Here is a 21,089-nt window from a genome sequence, read left to right on the forward strand (position 1 = left end):
TTTCACTCGTAGATTATAAAAACATAGGATATGAGGAACATTCACAATATGAACAAAACAATGAAAAAATCATTTTTAACTGCATTCATTTTAGGCTCAACCATTGCCGCAATGCCGGCGTATGCAGAAGCAACATTACCCACAGCCGTAAACGGACAAGCGGTGCCAAGCCTTGCACCAATGCTGGAAAAAGTTCGCCCGGCGGTGGTGAGTATTGCAGTAGAAGGTAAAACCAAAGACGATAGCCGCCGCAGTCGTGAAATTCCGGAAGAATTTGAATTTTTCTTCGGTCCTCACGCCGATTTATTCGGCAACCGCTCATCAGCTCCACGCAATTTCCGTGGCGTTGGATCAGGTGCAGTCATCAATGCCGAAAAAGGTTATGTGATTACCAATAACCACGTGATCGCCAATGCCGATAAAATTACCGTAAAACTTGAAGACGGACGTGAATTTAAAGCCAAATTAGTCGGTGCCGATCCCCTTTCAGATGTGGCGTTAATTCAAGTTGAAGATCCAAAAAACTTAACTGAAATTAAATTCGCCGATTCCGATAAATTACAAGTGGGCGATTTTACAGTTGCAATCGGTAACCCGTTTGGCTTAGGACAAACTGTTACTTCAGGCATCATCTCGGCACTTGGTCGTTCAACAGGTCAATCCGATGAAGGCTATGAAAACTATATTCAAACCGATGCAGCAGTAAACCAAGGTAACTCTGGCGGTCCGTTAATTAACTTAAACGGCGAATTAATCGGGATCAATACCGCTATTATTTCCCCAAGCGGTGGCAATGCCGGCATTGCCTTTGCAATTCCAAGCAATATGGCAAACAGCCTCGTGACGCAAATTATCGAATTTGGCGAAGTAAAACGCGGAATGTTAGGCATTAAAGGCGGAGAGTTAAATGCTGACCTTGCCAAAGAATTCAATATTTCCACCCAACAAGGGGCATTTGTAAGCGAAGTCTTACCGGATTCTGCCGCAGCCAAAGCCGGCTTTAAAGCAGGTGATGTGATTACTGAAATCAACGGGCAAAAAATCCGCAGTTTCAGCGAATTACGAGCAAAAGTGGCGACTTCCGGTGTAGGTAAAGAGATTGAACTTACTTACCTGCGTGACGGCAAAGAAGCCAAAGCAAAAGTGACCTTACAATCGGATTCTGAAGCCAAAGTTACTGCTTCAAACCTCATTCCGGCATTAAAAGGGGCAGATTTTAACAACTATAGTGCCAAAGGCATTAAAGGGGTTGAAATTTCTAACGTAGAAAAAGGCTCGATTGCTGAAATGCGAAGTCTCAAAAAAGGCGATATTATCATCGGCGTGAACCGCCACTCGGTAGAAAACATTGCTGATTTACGCAAGATCTTAGATACCAAACCTTCCGTTGTAGCACTTAACATTGTGCGTGACGGGGCGAATTTCTATGTAATTTTGCAATAAACCTTTTGATCCACTCAAACAAAAGCCGATGACAAAAATCATCGGCTTTTGTTATTGCTGGGAATTTAACATCTGTCGTGCCATTTCCATACTTTGGATAATCGCTCTGCGGTTGATAGAATCATTATTGCTATCTAACACTTTACGCCAATTATCGAGAGCTTGTTGGTAGTTGTTATTTAAAAAGCTGTCAGAGGCTAACAGCAGCAAGCTGGCATTTTCATTTTTATCCAACTGTAGGGCTTGTTCGATAATGGCTTGAATTTCATCGGTCATTTTCTGCCCGTTATCGTAATAACGGGCCGTGGCAATCGCCCCTAAAATAGCCGCTCGTTTTCCGAGTAGCTTCTCGGCATTATCGTAGCAAACCAGTGCCGAATCAAAATCATTGCTTAACGCATAAGCCTGCCCGAGTTCGTACCATAAATCACCGTTATTCGGGTTTTCTCGAAGCTGATTTTGCAGACTCAATACATAGCGTTCGTTTTTCGATGTGCCGTGCGGATCACTCACCTGTTGTTGGAAATTTTGATGCTGTTGCAAGCCAGCTTGCACCACTTGATAGCGTCCGGAAAGCCCATAGTAAGCCATTCCTAACAACAAAATTGCCACGCAACTCAGGATTGCTATTTTAGCAAGCGGTCGATTTTGAGCGTTATTTTGCAAAGTAGTCTGTTCAAATTGCGTTCGCTCAAATTGGTAACGTTGCTCTGCCTCACGCTCAAACTCTTGTCTAACGTCATCTGCAAAATGTTGGGCAAATTTGACCACTTGTTGGTAGTTTTCTTGGCTTAATTGCTCACGAGTTTTCATTTTTGTTGCCTTTACTTTTGCGAGTTCGCCACAAAATGGCTAAAAATAACAAGCTAAACAGACCAACCGGCAAGCCCCATAATACCCATGTTTGTGGCGTGAACGGTGGATCGTAATTCACAAAACTGCCAAAACGTTCGGTCATAATGCGGATAATCTCCTCATTACTTTTCCCTTGATTCACCATTTCATACACTTCAATTCGCATATTGTAAGCCGCCGTAGCATTGGATTCGACCAAGTTTTGGTTTTGGCATTGCAAACAGCGTAGCGAACGAGCCAGTGAAATCGCCCGTACTCGATCCGCCTCATTTTGAAATTGTAAAGTGTCCACCATTTCAGCTTGAGCCGTGCCGACAAATAGCCACAAACCTAATACAAGCGGTAATATTTTGCGGATTTTTTGCAAAAAGCCGGTGGAAATGGTGCTATTTCTCATTCCTGAGAGCCTCTAATTTAGGGAGAAAATCCTGTGCAAAATCAGGGTTGTAGCCTTTTTGCTGGTAGCGCACCACACCGTGTTTATCAATCAAATAACTGGACGGTGCAGAAGATACTTTAAGGGTTTGAATCAAAAAGCCTTTCTCATAATCATCGATGATTAAGCTAAACGGATTTCCCCAGTTTTTTAATGCGTTAAGTGCATCATTTGGGCGATCGCTATAGGTTAAGCCAACAATCGGCACGCCTTTTTGTTTTAATTCCAACAAAATCGGGAACTCTTTAATGCACCAAGTACACCAACTTGCCCACACATTGAGAATATAGGGTTCTTTCGGCAAGCTGTTGTTGTTTAAATGCGCGTTACTATCAAGTAAGTTCTTGCTTACAAACTCAGGAAACGGCTTGCCCTGCCAATCTTCGGTAGGGACTAGGGCATCTTTGTTCATTAACGGCACAGTTAAAAAGCCAACAATCACTACTAGCAATAGTAGTGGAATAAGCAACAAGATTTTTTTCATTTTTTATGTTCTCTACGATAACCGAATAACACTAACAGCGCAGCAAGCATCATTATCATACCACCTAACCACAAGGCTTGCACATAAGGCTTGTAGTGCAAACGGAAGGCATATTCCAGATTGCCGAACTTATCCCCCATCACAATGTAAATATCGTCTAAATTGTGGTGGAAAAGCCCCACTTCCGCCATTGTCATCGTTCTTACATCATAATAGCGTCTTTCCGGTGTGACGGTTGCCAACAATTTGGCATCTTGGCTGATAGAAAAAATGGCTTGCTCGGCGGTGTAGTTCGGGCCAATGAGATCATTATAATTTTCATATTTGAAGGTATAACCGGCAAGTTCCGCCTCTTGATTCGGCTTTAACCGCACGCCGATTTCATCGCCGTAATAACTGTTCATCATTGCCCCAATCACGCAAACCGCAAAGCCGATATGGGCTAACCGCATCGCAAGCGGTCGAATTTGCCACATTTTTTGCGAATAGGGCAAATGGGTGAGAATAATCCAGATCGCAAGGCTGATAAATATGGTGGGTAACGGCTGCAAAGCAAAATGCTCTCTTTGCGAGATGGAGGCATAAATCAACCCTAACGCTAAACCGACTGCAATCGGCAGTAACCAAAGTTTTACCAATATCTGCTTATTTGAAATCTGTTTCCAGCCCAGCACCACCGCAAATCCCATTACAATCATTAGCGGCAACGCTAATGGCGTGAATACGCTTTTGAAATAAGGTGCACCCACTGAAATCGATCCCCAGTTCATTACCGTGAAGATCATTGGGTAGAAAGTCCCCAGCAACACCACAGAGGCTGCCACACTAAATAAGCCATTAATCAATAAAAATGCCGTTTCTTTAGAAAGCAAATTGAAACGCACTTTGCCTTGCCAGAGATTCGCTCGAAATGCAAACAAGGAAAGGGCAATGAAACTTAAGCCGAAGAATAAGATCAGCAGTGCCATTCCTCTGTCCGGATCGACCGCAAAGGCGTGAACCGAGGTCAGTACGCCCGAACGAACAATAAAAGTGCCTAATAGGCTTAAAGCAAAGGCGAAAATGGCAAGTAAAATCGTCCAATAATAGAAAATGCCCCGCTGTTGGCTCACAATTAAACTATGCACCAATGCCGTACCGAGTAACCAAGGCATTAGGGAGGCGTTTTCCACCGGATCCCAGAACCACCAGCCACCCCAGCCGAGTTCGTAGTACGCCCACCACGCCCCTAAAATAATGCCGGCGGTGAGAAATCCCCACGAAATCATCGTCCAAGGGCGAATCCAACGCATAATGGCTGCGTCCATTCCGCCTGAAACGAGGGCGGCGACAATCATTGCAAAACTTACCGCAAAGCCGACATATCCTAAATAGAGCAAAGGCGGGTGAAAGATGAGCCCAATATCTTGCAACATTGGGTTGAGATCTCGCCCTTCAGGTGGTGGTGGAAAGCCACGTTCAAATGGGCTGGAAACCAATAGAATGAAAAGTAGAAAACCTAGTGCAATTAGCCCTAACATCGCTAAGGTTCGGTTGGCAAACAAGCGGTCAATTTTTTGCGAAAATTTGCAAAATACCGCAGACCAAATCACAAGAGCGGTGAGCCAAAACAGCATTGAGCCTTCGTGTCCGCCCCAAGTGGCGGCAAATTTAAAGAAATCGGGAAGTTGGCTGTTGGAATGAGCGGCAACATAGATAACCGAAAAATCATCGGTTAGAAAAGCATAAGCTAAGGCAGAAAAGGAAAATGTGGTAAAAGCAGCTTGCAAATAAGTGAAAAGCGGAGCCAATGCCAGCCAATGATATTGCTTGCGAACTTCGCCTAGCAGTGCAAAACCAACTTGAAAAATGGCGGTAATTGCAGCCAATAAAAGTGAAAAATAGCCGAGTTCCGGTAGCATAAAAAATCCAAAAAATGACCGCTTGTAAAGGCAAAATAGGACGAAAATATACAGTCGATTAAATTCCCCTCTTTAGCAAAGAGGGGATAGGGGAGATTTGGCAGAAGTCATTAACGAAGAAAATAAATAAAACTGACTTTAAAAATAAGCCTATTCATTCTCTCACTTCGCCAATTGCGACTGCCAAATCTCCCCCTGCCCCTCTTTGCTAAAGAGGGGGGCTATATAGCCCCCACCCTATTACTTAAATAAAATTACTCAAACTTACTTCTTTTTAGCTTGCAACCGTTAGTTGCCCTGCATAAAGGATAAAGTAACGTAAGCAGAGTACACCGATTAAGTCGAAAATGGAAATTAAGATAATAAATTTCGCATTGTGTTTCAAGCGGTGGCTACCAAAAATATTGGCAACAAGCGGAATCGCAATACCGATTAACATTACGCCTATCCAGAACACATTCCCCCAGAAGCCGTTAAGTGCATTGGTTAAAGCGAGCGATTTATCTGCTCCACCGAAGTGTAAGCCCACAAAGAACGCTACAATTAACCCCAATTCGGTTACCATAATCGGCACTTCAAATTTGTGCATAAAGTGGACTTCGTGGCTTTCACCGGATAACTTGCCTGCGAGTAAAATCACTAGGAAAGTTGCTGCAATACCTGACGATGCCCCTGATGCCAAGAATAGTGCCGGTAACACAGGGTTATTCAGCATCGGGTAACTCACTAACGCCGAGAGTAAGAAACCGGTGTAAGCACCAAGTACAGCAGCCAACACGAATAACACAAACTCGATTGGTTTTAATAATTTTGCTTCAGCAAAATCGATCAAACCAGAGACCACAGGTAGATACCGAACAATCCAATCTTTAAACATTATGGCGATCCAAACCACCAATACTGCCATATAAAGTTGGAATAACATTACCCCCATCGACATTACTGAGGTAAAGTTATAGTTGAACATTAATTTCCAGAATGTCCAAGGTTTGGTTAAGTGGAAAATCAGTAACAGTAAGCCAATAATGGTTGGTAATGTGCCAAGAATAGCTGCACTACGAATAATCCAGTTTTGGCTTGGTTTTTCCATTTTGACACCGCTATTGCGGTAAGCAATCGCTAACTGAACCGCACCTGATGAAATACCAAGTAGGAACAAGTAAATGGCGATAGTGCCGTCCCAAACAAGGTTTGGGGTTTGGAAAGGTACATATTCATTCATTATCTATGTTCTCCTTTACCAAATGGAATGTGATATAAATTCGGCTCCGTGCCTAATGCCGTTTTGGTGCGATAAACCGGATTATTTTTCACTTTATGGAAAATATCGCTACTTGGATCATTCATATCACCAAAGGTTAGTGCTTTAGTCGGACAAGCCTCTACACAAGCAGGCTGTTTGCCTTCTGCAAGATTGGTATCTCGGCAGAAATTACATTTATCCGCCGATTTTTTCTCAGGATGAATAAAACGTACACGATACGGGCAAACCGCAATACAGTATTGGCAACCGACACACAAATCTGAGTGTACATCAACAATCCCGGTTTCAGGATCGATAAATGAAGCACCGGTCGGGCAAACACTGACACAAGGAGCATTGGTACAGTGTTGGCAAGATTGGCGGAAAAACTCATATTGTACGTTCGGAAACTCACCGAAAGGCTCACTACGGATAATTTCTAAACGAGAAACCCCTTCCGGCACTTTGTTGGTGGTGCGACAAGCGTCCATACAAGCAGTACAGCCGATACAAGCGGTTTCATCGTGAACCATCGCATAGCGGATTTTCTTTTGTTCTTTCTCAGTAGCAAGAGTTATGGAGGTGGCAAGCCCTGTACTTGCCACAACTGCGATAGCACCTGCCCCTGAGACGAAATCTCTACGGGTGCAAGTCATTATTTTGTTCCTTTTGCTTCTGTGGCTTTCATTTCAGGATTTTTAAATTCGCCTGAATGAATTTTGGTATGACAATCTGTACAAAGTTTAATACGTTGTTTTTCAGAAATGTCTTTCATCGGATCTTTTTCCGGGTGAATTTCATGACAGTTGGTACAAGCAATTTTAGTTGCGTGCGTGTCGTGAGCCCAGAATTTTTCACGCAATTTCTCTGCCGTATGGCAAGCAAAACAGACTTGATTTTGCTCATTTACCGAACGTTCAAGTGATGGGTTACTTGCTTTACCGTGTGGGTTAAAACGCATTACGTCTTTTGCCCCTTTGCGGTGGCTTTCAGAAATATTACCGTGGCAACTTACACAAGTGAGTGGCTCTCCATTATTCGGGCTTTTCACATCTTTTTGGAAATGTTTGCCTGCGTGATGGAAAGGCTTACCTGTTGCGTTTGCCGATTCGTGACATTGAGTACAATATTTATTTGGATCACGGCGTGCATCTTGAGCTACTTTTGCATCATCAGCCGTTTCTGATTGCCAAAGAGGTTTTGGCTGCTCAGGCATTAACGCATTCGCACTGGAAATTGCAAAAAAACCTGCAAATACGACCGCTTGTATGAGGGCGACTGCTCGCCCTGCTTTTGAGATTAATTTTTTCATAGTTCACCTCAAGCTACATTATTTTGCTTCTGCTTTTGGTGCTGCTACCGGTTTGTCTGCTTCTTCTGCGGGTAATAAACCTTTAGCACGAGCTTCTTTTTCCCATTGAGGAACCACAGTTTTTAAGAACTCATCTTTTGCTGCTTGCTCTTTAGGAATATCTAAACCAATAGCAAGTTGTGCTTTCTCTTTAGTTGAGATGTCCGGAATCGCCACTGGCGTTGTTACACCGTGTTTCGCTAACACTACACCTAATTTAGCACGGGCATCTGCCGCACGGTCGATACCTGTTGCGATGGTACGTAACATTACATCAGGTGCGTGGAAGTGGTTACCGTGACCTGCTGCAGAGTAATCCCAACGCCATTGAGCGTGACGAATTGCCATTAAGATCTCTTTCATCTCTTCTTGAGTTGCTCCAGCTTCCCAAGCAGCTTTCGCTTCAAAGTGAGCTTTCACTAATTGATCTTCTAAGCGAATCATTGCCTCTTTTACTTCGTGTTTATACTCTTTTACACGTTTTTCCAATGTTTCTTTGCTTTGTTCATGACAAGTTTTACAAGTCGCTTCAAATTGGTCAAACGGATTACCGATTTTGTGGTCAGTATAAACTTTGTCGTCTTTGTCTTTCACTTTTGGCATATGGCAATCAATACAGGTTACACCATTTTTCCCATGTGTACCTTGTGACCAAACTTCAAAATCTGGGTGCTGCGTTTTTAGCATAGGAGCTTTCGATAAAGCATGAGTCCAGTCTGTAAAATTGATTTCATCGTAGTATTTTTCAATGCTATCTACATCTACACCTTTATCCCAAGGGAAAGTTACATCTGTTTTATTTTTGAAATAGTACTCCACATGGCAGTTAGCGCACACAGCAGGGCGTTTACCATGTTTATCTAAATCCTCAAACTTCCAACCAACCGTATTCAATGCACGTAATACGTGAGGACGTGCAACACGTAGTGCAGGTTTACCTTGTTTAAACTCTTCTGATGTCGTGTCATGGCAGTCTGCACAACCTATTGAGTTTACAATTTCAGCACCATATTTCGCCCATTTAGGATCAAAATATCCTCGCTCACCTTTCTCCTCAATTAAGCGTGGAACATCAGGGCCTTTACATGTCCAACAAGCCATAGGTTGTGGACCATCATTTTCATCTTTAGGCGCACCGGTACGCAAAATATCACGCACATCGGTAACGGCATAAAAGTGACCTCGTGGTTTATTATAATCTTTCGCAAAAGCATAGCCTGCCCACAAAATAACATAACGAGGGTCAGCCTCTAACGCACTTCCTCGATCTGTGGATTGGGCAGTTGACTTCCAAGAATCGTATTGTAGCGGATATTTTTCTGCAAATAGGTGGTTTGCAGACTCAATTTTCACGCCTAATTTTTCATGCTTAACTGCTTTATCTGTTAATGATTCAGTTTTCGCCTCTTCAGCTAAAGCAGTTTGTAAACACCCCAATATTGAAATTGTTGCCACCGCTAGGCTTTTTATTAAAAATTTCATTTTGGCTCTCCCACTCAGGTAAAAATAATTAGATAAAAATAAGAATTTTTCCTATTAAAATTAATAAGATAATCCCTGATATTCAGTTGCGAGAATATGAAATTTAAACCAAGCCGACTATATCAAAATGAAGATTTATTGAATTAAATCAATAAAATTCAGCAAAATACCTCTTAAGTAGTAAACCCTTTGTCTACCTAAATAAAAACGACTTTTATTTATCCAAATAAATAATGAAATCATACTGAGTTTTACCGAAAATAAAGTTTAAAAAACAGGGAATTTATGTTATCTATATTGCCTGGTTTTAAAATAATAAAAATATTAAGGACACAACATCCATGAATGGAGCAAGATTTATCACCGAGAGTTTAAAAGCTCACGGGGTAACGACACTTTTTGGCTATCCGGGCGGGGCGATTATGCCTACCTACGATGCAATTTATGATTCCGGTTTAGATCATTTACTTTGTCGCAATGAACAAGGTGCTGCAATGGCGGCTATCGGTTATGCCCGTGCAACAGGCAAAGTAGGGGTTTGCATTGCGACCTCCGGCCCAGGGGCAACTAATTTAATCACCGGTTTAGGCGATGCCGCACTTGATTCTATTCCTGTAGTTGCGATTACCGGACAAGTTGCCAGCCATTTAATCGGCACTGATGCCTTCCAAGAAGCTGATGTATTAGGTCTGTCGCTCGCTTGTACTAAACACAGTTTTATTGTTCAGAATATTGAGGAGCTACCTGAAATTTTAGCCCTTGCATTCCAAATTGCACAAAGTGGCAGACCGGGTCCTGTTTTGGTTGATGTACCACGAGATGTTCAGTTAGCACTAACCAATGCCCAGCCTATTGTTTATCCTAAAGAACCTGCCGATGCACAAGATCCCAACAAATTAGTGGTTGCCAAACAATTATTAGTCACCGCCAAACGCCCGGTACTTTATGTCGGCGGTGGCGTTGGTATGGCTGATGGTGTACAAGCGGTCAGAAATTTCATAAAAATTGCAAATATTCCCTCTGTTTCGACCTTAAAAGGCTTAGGTACAATTGAGCCTACCGCTCCGCTTTATATGGGGATGATCGGAATGCACGGCACAAAAGCGGCAAATTACGCCGTGCAAGAGTGTGATTTATTAATCGCCTGCGGGGCTCGCTTTGATGACCGTGTTACCGGCAAATTAGACACTTTTGCCCCTCACGCTAAAGTGATTCACATTGATATCGACAATGCGGAAATCAACAAGCTCCGTCAAGCACAAGTTGCCTTAAAAGGGAATTTAATTGAAGCCGTGGATTACTTGGCTCAACCATTAGATATTGAAGCATGGCGTGAAGATGTGCGTAATTTAAAGCAGCAATTTGACTTTCAATATCAAGAAAATAGTGGTGATGGCGATATTGATGCCGTGGCATTATTACATACGCTTTCACAGCGTAAAGCCAAAAACAGCATCGTCACTACCGATGTAGGGCAGCACCAAATGTGGTCGGCACAACATTTAACGTATCACGATCCGAAAAACTATATCACCTCTGCCGGTTTTGGCTCTATGGGTTTTGGCTTGCCTGCGGCGATTGGGGCAATCAAAGCCCGATCGGAAGATCAGGTTATTTTAATAACCGGTGATGGCTCGATTATGATGAATATTCAAGAACTCGGCACGCTTAAAAGAGCTGATTTAGCGGTCAAGATCCTATTACTGGATAACCAACGTTTAGGTATGGTTCGCCAATGGCAATCGCTGTTCTTCCACGGGCGACACAGCCAAACCATTTTAGATGATAACCCTGATTTTGTGTTGTTGGCGAAAGCCTTTGATATTGATGGCGAGCGAATTGAGAAAGCGAGCGAAGTTTCAGATGCAATAGACAGAATGCTCAATGCCAAAGGGGCTTACTTACTTCACGTTTGTATTCCACAGGAAGATAACGTTTGGCCACTGGTGCCGCCGGGGGCGTGTAATGCCGATATGTTAGACGATGAGGTATAGGAGAATAAGATGGAAGAATATCAATTAACGCTTAAAGCTAACAAACGCCCTGAAACCTTAGAGCGTATTTTACGGGTTATACGTCACCGTGGTTTTGAGGTGAAATGCTTAAATGTAGAATCAACAGGCAGCACCTTTAACCTAAATTTTACATTAGCAAGCAAACGCCCACTCTCTCTTTTAAGCCATCAATTAGAAAAACTGTTTGATATCATTGAAATCAATTAATCAAGCTTTTCATTCGCCGTGTAAAAAAATACACGGCTTTTTTATGCTTAAAATTTATCATTCGCTATCCTTTTGATTTTATTCATTTCTTCAAATTTCAACTCTTTTTTTTCGCTTATTGCTCTTTATTTTCCCATTCAATAGATCTAACATACTACATATAGTGTTAAATAATGTTAAAAAGCACAATATATTGTGTTAATGAATTAGTAATGGAAAATCTCAGATTCAGTTCGGAACAAATTGTTTGGCAAGAAGTGCCGAATGAAACCTCACTTGCTTTTCTGATTACAGGCTGCCCGCTTGGCTGTAAAGGTTGCCATAGTGCGGATAGTTGGAAAGCCTGTCTTGGGAAAGAGCTTAGCAGTGAATATCTCTCTGAACGCCTAAAACGCTACCAAGGCTTAATTAGCTGCGTATTGTTTATGGGCGGAGAATGGGAAGCAGAAAAATTACTGCCGCTGTTGCAACTGGCAAAAAAACAGGGGCTAAACACCTGTCTTTATAGTGGTTTGGAGCAGCACGAAATCGCCGATACTTTATTACACGAGCTAACCTACTTAAAAACCGGGCGTTGGATTGCCGAACGAGGCGGGCTGGAAAGTTTAACCACTAATCAACGCTTTACTGATTTACGCAATAACCAAAATCTTAACCATCTTTTTATTCGAGGAGCTTCAATATGATTCGCTTACAACCGACACAATTAGACGGAAAACTACACTTCATTAATCAATATATCCAAGCTAAAAATGCCGCAGACGGTTCAAAAATGGATGCTAACGCCAATGTCACGCAAAAAAACATAGCGACAATGGAAAATGAGCTGATGAAAGACTTTTTTGTGCAAATCAATCGAGCAAAAGTGAGTGAAAAAATTGCAAAACTTTTTGGAAAAGAGACCGCTTGTGAATATTTACGTCAAATTGAAGCACACGAAATTTACGTACACGATGAAACCAGCCTAAAACCCTACTGCGTTTCAGTCACTATGTACCCTTTCTTGCGTGATGGTTTGACTAAACTTGGCGGCGAATCCAAAGCCCCGAAACATTTAGCCTCATTCTGCGGTTCTTTTATCAATTTTGTATTTGCAGTCAGCTCTCAGTTTGCCGGCGCAGTCGCCACGGTTGAATTTCTGACCTATTTTGACTATTTTGCCCGCAAAGATTACGGCGATAATTACTTACAAACTCATCGCTCAGACATTGAAAACCACCTGCAACAAGTTGTGTATAGCATCAACCAACCGGCAGCCGCGCGTGGTTATCAAAGCGTATTTTGGAATATTTCGGTATATGACAAATTCTATTTTGAAGCGATGTTTAATCGTTTTGTTTTCCCTGATTTTGAGAAACCAAATTGGGAAACCACTTCAAAATTACAACTTTTCTTTATGCAATGGTTCAATAAAGAGCGAAGCAAAGCGATTCTCACTTTCCCTGTTGTGACCGCAGCAATGCTTACCGAAAAGGGTAAATGTAAAGATGACGAGTTTGCCAATCAAATGGCAAAAGAGCTATCTCAAGGCAATTCATTCTTTATTTATCAATCAGATAATCCGGATTCCCTTGCTTCTTGCTGTCGCTTGAGAAATGAAATCAGCGATCACAGCTTCTCCTATTCATTAGGGGCTGGTGGTGTTGCGACAGGTTCAATCAATGTAATTACTATTAATATGAACCGTTTGGTGCAAGATAACCGTGATTTAAGCGAAGAAGTCAGCAAGATCCATAAATATCAATACGCTTACCGCAAACTGATGGAAGAGTATTTAGCTGCCGGTATGTTGCCGGTTTACGATGCCGGTTTTATTTCACTGCATAAACAATTCCTGACTATTGGCATTAACGGAATGGCAGAAGCTGCTGAATCACAAGGTTTAACCGTAGGTTACAATCCAGACTATATTGATTTTGTGCAATCTCGGTTAAAAATTATTTTCCAAGCTAACCAAGCAGCCGGTGAAAAGTATGGGGTAAAATTTAATACCGAATTTGTGCCTGCTGAAAATTTAGGGGTCAAAAACGCCAAATGGGACAAAGAGGACGGCTATTTCGTACCACGAGATTGCTACAATTCCTATTTCTATGTGGTAGAAGATGAAGAAATTAATGCTTTGGATAAATTCTTACTGCACGGCAGAGAGCTGATTGAATGGCTGGACGGAGGCTCCGCTCTACACTTGAATTTAGACGAAGCCTTAACCCAAACCGGATATCGCTCCTTGTTGGATACCGCCGCTAAAACCGGCTGCAATTATTTTTGTATTAACGTTAAAATCACGATTTGCAACGAATGTAGCCACATCGACAAACGCACGTTGCACAGTTGTAGCAAATGTGGCTCCGATAATATTGATTACGGCACTCGGGTAATCGGCTATTTAAAACGAGTCTCCGCCTTTAGTTCCGCCCGCCAAAAAGAGCATAGCTTGCGTTTCTATCACCGAGAAGCAGCTTAATTGAAAACTGCGGTTGTAGCCCTTTACAACCGCTTTTTTAGTGATTATATTAAAGCCTCATTTAGTCGGGGTGCTTGTTTTTACAAGCTGAGAAATACCCGTTGAACCTGATGCAGTTAGCACTGACGTAGGAAACTAAAGGCGTAAACCCATCTATTCCCCGTTGGTGTTGGTGCGTTGTTTTTCAATCATATTAAGGAATAACGATGACCACATCACTCCCCTATCACTCGCATTATTTGCAAAAAATTCGACAAAATCGACCGCTTGTTCACAACATTACCAACATTGTTGCTGCTAATTTTTCCGCCAACGGCTTATTGGCTCTTGGTGCTTCGCCCATTATGGCAGCCGCTATTGAGGAGATGGAATCCGTGCCGGCACTCAGTAACGCCGTGGTGATTAATATCGGCACGCTTATCGGCAAAGAAGTAGAAGCAATGGAGCTTGCCGGCAAAACCGCCAACCGTTTAGGCATTCCGGTCATTCTTGACCCTGTCGGCGTTGGAGCAACACCTTTCCGCCGTCAAACAGTTGAAACCTTACTCAAACAAATTCACTTCACCGCCATTCGTGGAAATGCGGGGGAACTAGCTACCCTCGCCGATGTAGAATGGCAAGCCAAAGGCGTTGATGCCGGCGAAGGTTCACATAGTCTTGTAGAAATCGCTCAACAAGTTGCTACCCGTTACCAAACTCTAGTGGCGATAAGTGGCGAAACCGACGTGGTAAGCGATGGCTTACGCACGGTATTCCTCAAAAATGGTAGCCCGATGTTCCCCCAAATTACCGCCTCAGGTTGTCTATTGAGTGCCGTGTGCGGGGCATTCTTAGCCGTTGCCGAAAAAGAGCAATATTTCAACGCTCTTGTTGAGGCTTGCGCCGCTTATGCCATTGCAGGCGAAGTAGCCGCTAAAGCACTCAAACCGACCCAATACGGACAATTTGCCGTCAATCTACTGGATACACTTGGAGCATTAACGCCTGAAACCGTTGAGCAATATGCGAGGGTTGAATATGTCTAAAACTCACTCAAACCCAACTAAAGTGGCGGTTGCCTCAATGGTCGGCACGGCGATTGAATATTTTGATAACTACATCTACACGATGGCAGCAGTGCTGGTGTTTAACGTGCAGTTTTTTAATAGCGATGATCCGGTTTCCAACCAATTAATGTCGCTTTCCGTGCTTGCCCTTGCCTTTTTCACCCGCCCGATGGGGTCGATTTTATTCGGGCATTTTGGTGATAAATACGGACGCAAACAAACCCTGATTGCCTCGCTCTTATTAATGGGCTTATCTACCGTAGCAATCGGGCTTTTGCCTAATTATGCCGCCATTGGCATTTGGGCAACCGTGTTGCTCTGCCTCTGTAGAATCGGACAAGGTTTAGGCTTAGGCGGCGAATGGGGCGGAGCTGCTCTCGTTGCCACCGAACACGCCCCGAAACACAAGCGGGCATTTTTTGGTATTTTTCCGCAAATGGGCGCACCAATCGGCTTGCTATTGGCAAACGGAGCGTTCTACTTGGTAAATTTAATTTACGGTGAACAAGCCTTCTTGGATTGGGCTTGGCGAATACCGTTTGTAGGCTCGATTGTGATGATTGCTATTGGGCTTTATATCCGAATTAAGATCAGCGAAAGCCCGATTTTCCTTAAAGCAGAACAACAAGGTAAAAACCGCCATACCCCACTTAAAACCTTGTTCAGCCAACACCTCAAGCCCTTTATTATCGGTGTGTTGATTGCCACCGCCGGCTATGTGTTGTTCTACATTTTAGTTGCTTTCACCCCAATTTTCGTCAAAAGCCCGGTGGCAGTTTCTCAAGCAGGACTCGCTACAGGCTTAGGTTTACCGGCAAATCTCTACACCCAATATTTGCTGATTACCTCCGTGATTTTCGGCATTGCGATTTTCTTCTCCGGCATTTATGCAGACAAAATCGGACGCCGTTTACTGCTGTTAATTGCCACAGGAGCAACCGTAGTTTACGGCTTAACAATGCCGTTTTTCCTCGAAAACGGCACACCGACTTCGATCTTTATTTTCCTCACCATTGGAATGATCTTAATCGGCTTAAGCTTCGGCCCGATGGCTGTGATTCTGCCCGAACTCTTCCCAACAGAAGTACGTTACACAGGGGCTTCGCTTGCCTACACCGCTGCCGGTATTTTAGGAGCTAGCGTGTTCACCATTATTGCAGTCAAAATCAATGAAAATTTTGGCTTATTCGGTGTAGGGGGCTATTTATCTATCGCCTCATTACTGAGCTTCTGGGCATTGTGGCAAGTTCACGAAACCAAAGACTTGGAATTAGCGGAGATTTAAAGAAAGGGCAAAGAAAACAAGCGGTCGATTCTGCCATTTTTTCTGCAAAATCGACCGCTTATCTTTCTATTTTGTGAACCTCCTCACAAAAATGGTGCTGATAAAAATAACTAACATTACCGGAATGGTTAAACCAAGAGGTAAATGCACTTGGTGGTAAGAAAGAAGGTGGTATAAGACGAATCCGGCAAGCCATAATCCGGCGGCAATCCAATCAACATTAGGCTGTGCTTGGCGGCGTTTTAACACAAAGAAGTCCGCAATTTGCACGGCAATCATCGGGGCGAATACCGAGCCTATCAGCAACAGGAAATTTTCATATTGAGTAACCGGTAAACTGATTGCCAAGAGTGTGCCGATGATTGCCACTAAAATAGCGGTAGGGGTTTCTTTAAATTTTACCGTGATATTGCTGGCACTGACACCGGCGGAATAGGCATCAAGAAACGTGGTAGTCACAGTCGAAAGAATCATCACCATAATGCCGATAAGGCTCATTCCTGTCATCAGTAACATCGGGGCAATTTCGGTTTGTCCGGTAAATAACACCATACCCAGCCCTAACGCATACATCCACGCACTGGTTATCAAATAGCCTACAGTTGCCGAAAGGGTTGCGGCAAAAGGCTTTTTCGCTTTAGCTGTGTAGTCTGATACCAGCGGTAGCCACGAAAGAGGCATAATAGTCGCTAGCTCCACGGCGGTGCTAAACGGCATTTCACCCGAAACGGGGAAGTTTTCCCGCCCATTCAACACTTTAATGCTTAGCCATAAGGTGAGTAAAAACATAGCAACTAAGGTGAATAACTTGAATTTTCCAACCTGATTAGAGCCGGTAAACAGCCATAGCACAATCATCAATCCAAGCACGATTGCCCAAAGTGAGAATGCCGAATATTCCCATAAGGCAAGGCTTAGGGCATTGCTGATTTCCGCTCCGGTGTAAATCATAATAGCCGTCCAACCCACAAGCTGTAGCACATTGGCAAGGGAGAAAAACACTGAGCCTTTGCCGAAGGAAATCTGCACTGTTTGCATCGCATTTTTGCCGGTTTTCGCTCCAATTAAGCCAGCAGCAAAAAACAATACACCGCCTAATAAATGCCCTAACACTATCGCTAGTAAGCCTTGTTGCCAGCCGAGTGGGGCAATCCAAGTGCCGACCACGATTGCACTGGCACTAATGCCGGCACCCGCCCAAATCAAACCACTGTTTAGCGTACTAAGTGTTCTATTCATCACTGCCTCCATTTGTAAAATTTGCCAAGTTTTTGACCGCTTGTTGCCAATCTTTTTCTTGGGTAATGGCACTTACCACGGCAGCACTGCCAACACCGGCTTGCATCACCTGTTTGATATTATCTTGTTGGATACCGCCAATCGCCACGGTTGGAATCTTAAGCGGTGCAACCAGTTGGACATATTTAGCTAAATTGGTTAAGCCTTGTGGTTGAGACCGCATTGCTTTGGTTTGGGTAGGGAATACGTGACCAAAAGCAATATAAGAGGGTTTAACTGCCAACGCCCGCATTATTTCAAAGTAGCCGTGAGTTGAAACACCAAGCCGCAGTCCGGCTTGTTGGATTGTATTTAAATCGGCGGTGGCTAAATCTTCCTGCCCTAAATGCACGCCGTAAGCCCGATATTTAACCGCTAACTGCCAGTAATCATTTACAAACAAACGTACCTTGTGCTGTTTCGCTAGTTCCACCGAACGGGCAATTTCCTGCTCAATCTCTGCAAGCGGTCGATTTTTGATTCTAATTTGCAAGGTTTTTACCCCTCTCAAAATCAAGCGTTCAATCCATTCAAGGCTATCGACCACAGGGTAAAGCGCAAGTTGATACTCCGTTGGAGTAAAAGGCTCTATCGGCGATGTAAGTGGTGCAGAAATCAGCTCAGTTTGTGGGAAGAAAGCGATATCATCAGGGTAGCTGGTGTGGCAAAGTGAACTGAGAGCAGTTTGCCCTCTGCCTTGTTTTTCCGATAAGCCTTTTTGCAAATAAGCGGTGGCAACAGTGACGGCATCAGCTAAATCAAAGCCGGTTGCCAACATCGCTCCAATCGCTGAAGCGTAGGTGCAACCTGTGCCGTGGGTATTCACACTTTGCAGTCTGGCGTGGCTAAAGGCATAAATTTCATTTGCAGTGAGGAGGTAATCAGTTACCGTTTCCCCTTGCCATTCAAAATGTCCGCCTTTGGCTAACACGGTTTTGATTCCCTGTGCAAACAGTTTTTGGGTAGCGGTTTTCACATCATCAAAGGTCAGGATTTCTGTTTCGCTTAATAAAGCAAGTTCAGTACCGTTTGGAGTGATTAAATCCACCAGTGGATACAATTTTTGTTGCACAATCGGCAGTAAAATACTGTCAGATAACGCCTGCCCACTGCTTGCTACCGCCACAGGGTCGTAAACCACATAGCAATAATGCGAACTTTCCGCACGGATTTTTTGAATATATTCACACAATATCTCTACTTGTGCTTGCGAGCAGAGTAAGCCGATTTTGATTGCATTCGGGCAGCCTTGAACCAGCAAGGCTTCAAACTGTTGGCGGAAAGTGTGATCATCAACAGGGGTGACACACAGCACACCGTGCGGATGTTGAGCCGTTACAGAAGTAACCACCGAGCAACCCACTAGGTTAAAATCGTGAAAGGTATGTAAATCGGTTTGCAGACCGGCACCGGCACAAGAGTCAGAACCTGCAACCGTCCAAATGACGTTAGGTTGGTATTGAGAGCTTGAATAATTAGACATCGCAAAATCCTCATAATATGTTTAAGATTTTGCTTGCCAGAGATGTGGTGATGAGCCAAAAATCTGAATTTTGGTAAAACTTGTTCCCTACGCAGGTACTAACCTACAGGTTCCACGGATCTCGCATTTGCGATCTCAGCCTTACGGCACTCCGACAAGCGTTTTTAGTATAGCTTACAAGCGGTTATTTTCCATCAAAAATTTGCAAGCGAGCTAAATTTAATCGATCTTCCCACAATTTAAACAGTAAAGGTACATCTGTTTCGGGTCGTTAAAACGTGAAAGTGTTTCGAGCTGTTGTTGCGATTGCTTCAACAGCGGTAAATCAAGCCAATTTGCCACGCTAAATTGTAATTGAGCTTTGAAATCACGGGCAAGCGTGCCAAATAAGCTGTCATCTTGCTCCGCAAACCATTGTAAGCCGAACTGTTCGACTTTAGGTTGGTTTTCCGCTTCACGTTTTTGGTTGATCAATTCAGATAACGCATTATATGCCACATTAAAATTGCCCAACTCATCAACCAATCCGTGTTTTAACGCATCAGTTCCCAGCCACACTTGCCCTTGAGCCACTTTATCTACCGCCTCTTTTGGCATTTTCCTGCCACGAGAAACCAGCTCTAAAAAACGGTCGTAGCCGTTTTCAATCCCAATTTGCAGCACTTCTGCCTGCTCTTGCGGTAGGCTTTTTAAACCGGCTTGTTGTGCTAGGGCAGAAGTCGCTATGCCGTCTTCGCTCACACCGAGATTTTTAGCGGTTTTTTCAAAAGTTACTGCTAAACCGAAAATACCGATAGAGCCGGTAAGCGTATTCGGGCTAGCAATAATTTTATCGCTAGTAGCCGCAATCCAATAACCGCCCGATGCTGCCATTCCGCCCATTGAAGCAACCACCGGTTTGCCGGCTTGTTGAAAGGCTTCCACTTCTTGGCGAATCAGTTCAGACGCCACAGCACTGCCGCCGGGGCTGTTAATGCGTAGAATTAAGCCTTCCACATTTTTGTCATCTCGAGCTTGTTGCAGTAATTTTACCAGCGTCTCGCTGCCCACATTCATTTGATCGCTTTCGCCACCGGCAATCGCCCCTTCCACATTCACCACTGCAATTTTCGGTGCATTTACCTCTGCAAAGCGGTCATTCAGTTCAGTCATATAATCCAAAAATTCAATCTGGTTATAGCTGCCTTCGCTGTTTTTACCAAACTGTGCAATCAGTTTATCTCTGCTTTCCTGACTAGAAACTAATTGGCTAACCCATTTTTGGTTTAATGCAAATTGAGCATCATCGCCTTTAGCTTGCTTATACTTTTCAATGTAGTTCACAGCCGACAGATCCACCGCTTGCGGTTCAATATTGCGGTTTTGAGCCAGTGTTGCCACCGTTTGTTGCCAAGTGCCGTTTAACCAGCCATGGGCGTTTTGTTTCGCCTCCTCAGACATATCATCACGCATAAACGGCTCAACCGCCGATTTATAAGTACCGACACGGAAAATATGCGGTTCAGCCTCAATTTTATCGAGCAAGGTTTTGAAATAGGTGTTGGAATAATTCAAGCCTTTTAAATCTACCGCCCCGACTTTGTTGAGGTAAATTTCATCGGCAAAGGAGGCAAGATAATATTGTTTTTGCGAATATTCTTCAGCCACCGCAATCACCGGTTTGCCTGATTGCTTGAAGTTGTTGATTTCATTACCAATGAAATCCAATGAACTAAAATCGGCACTTTGTAGCTTTTGCAGATCTAACACCAAGCCGGTAATTTTCGGGTCATCTTTGGCGTGGCTAATCGCTTGTACTACATCAAAAGTCGAAATTTTAAACGGCTCGGAACTGCCTAATTCCGATTGCACCAAGCGGTAGAAATCGGCAAATTCTTCACGATTATCCGCTAAATAACCGTCTAAATTTAAACGTAACGCCCCTTGAGTGAACACCGGCTTTTGCGTACTGCTAGAAGAGCTGATAAACGCCACTACCGGCACTAACAGCAAAATAAACAGAATAAAAAAGAGGTTAATGACACACTCTCTAATACAGCGGAAGATTCGGTAAAATGCTTTTAAAATCGTTAACATCAGAAATTCCTAAAATAAAATCAGTCGGCACAGTATAAAG

The 21,089-nt window shown here is 43.4% G+C and carries 18 protein-coding genes and 2 riboswitches; of the genes, 7 read left to right on the forward strand and 11 right to left on the reverse strand.

Annotated elements, in window-relative coordinates:
- Positions 1 to 48: 48 nt before the first annotated feature.
- Positions 49 to 1,443, forward strand: a complete 1,395-nt coding sequence (locus tag EL242_RS10040; RefSeq protein ID WP_126302469.1) for a Do family serine endopeptidase — start codon at positions 49 to 51, stop codon at positions 1,441 to 1,443.
- A gap of 51 nt (positions 1,444 to 1,494) precedes the next feature.
- Here EL242_RS10040 and EL242_RS10045 read toward each other — a convergent pair whose 3' ends face one another.
- The 8 genes from EL242_RS10045 to nrfA form a co-directional block, all read right to left on the reverse strand.
- Complete coding sequence (locus EL242_RS10045; RefSeq protein ID WP_126302470.1) at positions 1,495 to 2,256, reverse strand: cytochrome C biogenesis protein; 762 nt, start codon at positions 2,254 to 2,256, stop codon at positions 1,495 to 1,497.
- Positions 2,243 to 2,695, reverse strand: coding sequence for a heme lyase NrfEFG subunit NrfF (gene nrfF, locus EL242_RS10050; protein WP_126302471.1), 453 nt, complete (start codon positions 2,693 to 2,695; stop codon positions 2,243 to 2,245). Before nrfF ends, EL242_RS10045 begins: the two co-directional genes overlap by 14 nt.
- Positions 2,685 to 3,218, reverse strand: a complete 534-nt coding sequence (locus EL242_RS10055; RefSeq protein ID WP_126302472.1) for a redoxin family protein — start codon at positions 3,216 to 3,218, stop codon at positions 2,685 to 2,687. Before EL242_RS10055 ends, nrfF begins: the two co-directional genes overlap by 11 nt.
- Positions 3,215 to 5,119 (reverse strand): heme lyase NrfEFG subunit NrfE, encoded by a 1,905-nt coding sequence (gene nrfE / locus EL242_RS10060; protein ID WP_126302473.1) that lies wholly within the window; start codon positions 5,117 to 5,119, stop codon positions 3,215 to 3,217. The genes EL242_RS10055 and nrfE overlap by 4 nt, the downstream gene beginning before the upstream one ends.
- A gap of 274 nt (positions 5,120 to 5,393) precedes the next feature.
- Positions 5,394 to 6,341 (reverse strand): cytochrome c nitrite reductase subunit NrfD, encoded by a 948-nt coding sequence (nrfD, locus tag EL242_RS10065; protein ID WP_126302474.1) that lies wholly within the window; start codon positions 6,339 to 6,341, stop codon positions 5,394 to 5,396.
- Positions 6,341 to 7,018 carry a cytochrome c nitrite reductase Fe-S protein gene (nrfC, locus tag EL242_RS10070; protein ID WP_006251782.1) on the reverse strand — a complete coding sequence of 226 codons (678 nt, stop codon included), beginning with the start codon at positions 7,016 to 7,018 and terminating at the stop codon, positions 6,341 to 6,343. The genes nrfD and nrfC overlap by 1 nt, the downstream gene beginning before the upstream one ends.
- Positions 7,018 to 7,674, reverse strand: a complete 657-nt coding sequence (gene nrfB, locus EL242_RS10075; protein WP_126302475.1) for a cytochrome c nitrite reductase pentaheme subunit — start codon at positions 7,672 to 7,674, stop codon at positions 7,018 to 7,020. Before nrfB ends, nrfC begins: the two co-directional genes overlap by 1 nt.
- 18 nt (positions 7,675 to 7,692) lie before the next feature.
- Positions 7,693 to 9,195: an ammonia-forming nitrite reductase cytochrome c552 subunit gene (gene nrfA / locus EL242_RS10080; protein WP_126302476.1), complete on the reverse strand. Its 1,503-nt coding sequence runs from the start codon at positions 9,193 to 9,195 to the stop codon at positions 7,693 to 7,695.
- A gap of 341 nt (positions 9,196 to 9,536) precedes the next feature.
- On the opposite strand from nrfA, the gene ilvG reads away from it, so the two are divergent.
- The 6 genes from ilvG to EL242_RS10110 all read left to right on the forward strand — a co-directional run bounded on the left by ilvG (position 9,537) and on the right by EL242_RS10110 (position 16,212).
- Complete coding sequence (ilvG, locus tag EL242_RS10085; RefSeq protein WP_126302477.1) at positions 9,537 to 11,189, forward strand: acetolactate synthase 2 catalytic subunit; 1,653 nt, start codon at positions 9,537 to 9,539, stop codon at positions 11,187 to 11,189.
- A gap of 9 nt (positions 11,190 to 11,198) precedes the next feature.
- Positions 11,199 to 11,417, forward strand: coding sequence for an acetolactate synthase 2 small subunit (gene ilvM / locus EL242_RS10090; protein WP_126302478.1), 219 nt, complete (start codon positions 11,199 to 11,201; stop codon positions 11,415 to 11,417).
- A gap of 212 nt (positions 11,418 to 11,629) precedes the next feature.
- Positions 11,630 to 12,103, forward strand: coding sequence for an anaerobic ribonucleoside-triphosphate reductase activating protein (gene nrdG, locus EL242_RS10095; RefSeq protein WP_126302479.1), 474 nt, complete (start codon positions 11,630 to 11,632; stop codon positions 12,101 to 12,103).
- On the forward strand, positions 12,100 to 13,881 hold the full coding sequence (nrdD, locus tag EL242_RS10100) for an anaerobic ribonucleoside-triphosphate reductase (RefSeq protein ID WP_126302480.1): 1,782 nt from the start codon (positions 12,100 to 12,102) through the stop codon (positions 13,879 to 13,881). Before nrdG ends, nrdD begins: the two co-directional genes overlap by 4 nt.
- Positions 13,882 to 13,937: 56 nt before the next feature.
- Positions 13,938 to 14,032, forward strand: a riboswitch (TPP riboswitch).
- A gap of 55 nt (positions 14,033 to 14,087) precedes the next feature.
- Positions 14,088 to 14,906 carry a hydroxyethylthiazole kinase gene (gene thiM, locus EL242_RS10105; RefSeq protein ID WP_126302481.1) on the forward strand — a complete coding sequence of 273 codons (819 nt, stop codon included), beginning with the start codon at positions 14,088 to 14,090 and terminating at the stop codon, positions 14,904 to 14,906.
- The gene (locus EL242_RS10110) at positions 14,899 to 16,212 is read left to right on the forward strand and encodes an MFS transporter (RefSeq protein WP_126302482.1); all 1,314 of its coding nucleotides are present in this window, start codon (positions 14,899 to 14,901) and stop codon (positions 16,210 to 16,212) included. Before thiM ends, EL242_RS10110 begins: the two co-directional genes overlap by 8 nt.
- A gap of 66 nt (positions 16,213 to 16,278) precedes the next feature.
- Here EL242_RS10110 and cytX read toward each other — a convergent pair whose 3' ends face one another.
- The 3 genes from cytX to sppA all read right to left on the reverse strand — a co-directional run bounded on the left by cytX (position 16,279) and on the right by sppA (position 21,049).
- On the reverse strand, positions 16,279 to 17,451 hold the full coding sequence (gene cytX, locus EL242_RS10115; protein ID WP_126302483.1) for a putative hydroxymethylpyrimidine transporter CytX: 1,173 nt from the start codon (positions 17,449 to 17,451) through the stop codon (positions 16,279 to 16,281).
- Positions 17,444 to 18,973 carry a thiamine phosphate synthase gene (thiE, locus tag EL242_RS10120; protein ID WP_126302484.1) on the reverse strand — a complete coding sequence of 510 codons (1,530 nt, stop codon included), beginning with the start codon at positions 18,971 to 18,973 and terminating at the stop codon, positions 17,444 to 17,446. Before thiE ends, cytX begins: the two co-directional genes overlap by 8 nt.
- A gap of 67 nt (positions 18,974 to 19,040) precedes the next feature.
- Positions 19,041 to 19,137: riboswitch (TPP riboswitch) on the reverse strand.
- Between the two features lie 55 nt (positions 19,138 to 19,192).
- Positions 19,193 to 21,049, reverse strand: coding sequence for a signal peptide peptidase SppA (gene sppA, locus EL242_RS10125; protein ID WP_126302485.1), 1,857 nt, complete (start codon positions 21,047 to 21,049; stop codon positions 19,193 to 19,195).
- Positions 21,050 to 21,089: the final 40 nt, after the last annotated feature.

This window comes from Mannheimia haemolytica (assembly GCA_900638155.1).
Classification (GTDB): domain Bacteria; phylum Pseudomonadota; class Gammaproteobacteria; order Enterobacterales; family Pasteurellaceae; genus Mannheimia; species Mannheimia glucosida.